The following is a 1,662-nucleotide window of genomic DNA, read 5'->3' as shown; positions in this document are numbered from 1 at the left end:
CACAAACCCCATTTATTTCTATAAATCTATAGATTTTCTACAAATTAATGACATATGAGCTCATAAAATAAGGACTATTTAGGGTATTATTTTTTCTGACTAAAAATCCAAAAGGGCTAAAAACGATTAAAAACGGGTCTATTTTCTTAAAAAAGAATAAAGCAAGCTCTTTGAGCTTGTTTTTCAGGGCTTTTGGTCCAAAAACAGAGGTGATTCTTGTCAGATTGTAACAAATCATCATGAGATTAACCTCAGAAAGAACATTGTCTTTTCCTTTCATGAGTGTGTATGTAAATCCCCATTGCCGTTTAAGTGTGCCAAATTGATGTTCGGTTATTTGTTGGCGACGTCTATAATAATCGGGATTGGATTCTACTCTTTTTTGGTTTTCTTCAAGCGTTTCTTGATAGATGCCACGTTCTATAAACCGTCCGTTTTTGTTGGTCGTGCATTGACTTCTTAGCCTACAGGTTTTACAGGCTTGGCGGTTTTTGTAATGTTTTACTTTGTGGTTGTTTTTATTGTAAATGGTACCGTTGGTAGTTAGTGTTTCGTTGTTAGGGCAGGTATAGGTATCTTGTTGAGAATCGTACTTAAATATCTGCATATCATACAATCCATTTTTCTGTGAAGAATGTTCTTTTGGCGAGCAGAAAGTAGTGAGTCCGTTTTTCGAACAAATGTCAATTTGTTTTCCTGTGGTGTATCCTTTGTCTGCTATAACATCCATGGTTTGGACTCCCAATAATTCTTTGGCATTCAATGCCATTGATGATAGTGCATGTGTGTCGTTTACCGTTCCGGTATCATTGTTTACAAAGAGCTTGTGTTTACTGTCGCATCCTGCTTGCACACAATAACCGACATTGATGATATTGCGATGTAGCACCACACTTCGAGCGTCTGGATCAGTCAAGCTAATCTGCGATTCTCCACTTGCTTCAAGTTGCTTTCTGATCTGATTATAATTGTCCTTTTTATTGCTTTGGTAAGCTATCTTCTTTTGTGTTTCTTCTTTCTTTTCTAACGCATCCTCTAGGTCTAGCTGTTGTTCATATTCTTTGATTTTGGTGTCGATATAATCAATGTGGCGGTCTATCTTTTTTTCATTGAAATTGTTTTTCAAGCTGTTCTGGGCTCTAATTTTAAAGGAGTCTATGGCGATGGTTTGTCCATCAATTAGATCGATTTCTTTGAGCAGTTTTACAAAATACCGAAACGCTTGTTTGAAGGCCTGGGAATTGTTTTTTCTGAAGTATGCTATTTTTCTAGCCGATGGGTTCAAGCCTTTTAGAAGCCAAATGACTTCAATATTTACTAGGCAGGCCTGTTCTAATTTACGTGATGAGCGTAATTGATTTTTGTAACCGTAGATGTACAATTTCAGTAAATCAGCCGACCGATAGGGAGGTCTTCCCTCTTGTCTTAGTACATCGATAAAACCTAATGCGTCCATGGGTAACATATCCACAAACAAATCTACAATTCGTGCCCAAGAATCTTGTCTAACAGCAGATTCAAAATCCATCATTAGTAATTGGTTTCTGTTGAATCCATTAATAAAATCCATAGAAATAAGTATTGATTATCAGTACTTTAAGATACGAATTTAAAAAGAATCATTAATGGTTTTTAAGAAGAAGTTTTTGCGCAGTCTGACGG

1 protein-coding gene is annotated in these 1,662 nt (G+C 36.2%); it reads right to left on the bottom strand.

Annotated elements, in window-relative coordinates; genetic code table 11:
• Positions 1-37 precede the first annotated feature (37 nt).
• Complete coding sequence (locus DKT72_RS17760; RefSeq protein ID WP_220628154.1) at positions 38-1,570, bottom strand: IS1182 family transposase; 1,533 nt, start codon at positions 1,568-1,570, stop codon at positions 38-40.
• Between the last annotated feature and the right edge of the window lie 92 nt (positions 1,571-1,662).

Origin of the sequence: Confluentibacter sediminis (genome assembly GCF_003258355.1) — a bacterium.
GTDB lineage: Bacteria > Bacteroidota > Bacteroidia > Flavobacteriales > Flavobacteriaceae > Confluentibacter > Confluentibacter sediminis.
Note: the sequence above shows the minus strand (reverse complement) of the source record. Positions and strands in the feature narration are given on the sequence as shown.

Excerpts from the sequence above, each read along its gene's own strand:
- DKT72_RS17760 (WP_220628154.1), bottom strand. The coding sequence starts at position 1,570 with ATGGATTTTATTAATGGATTCAACAGAAACCAATTACTAATGATGGAT.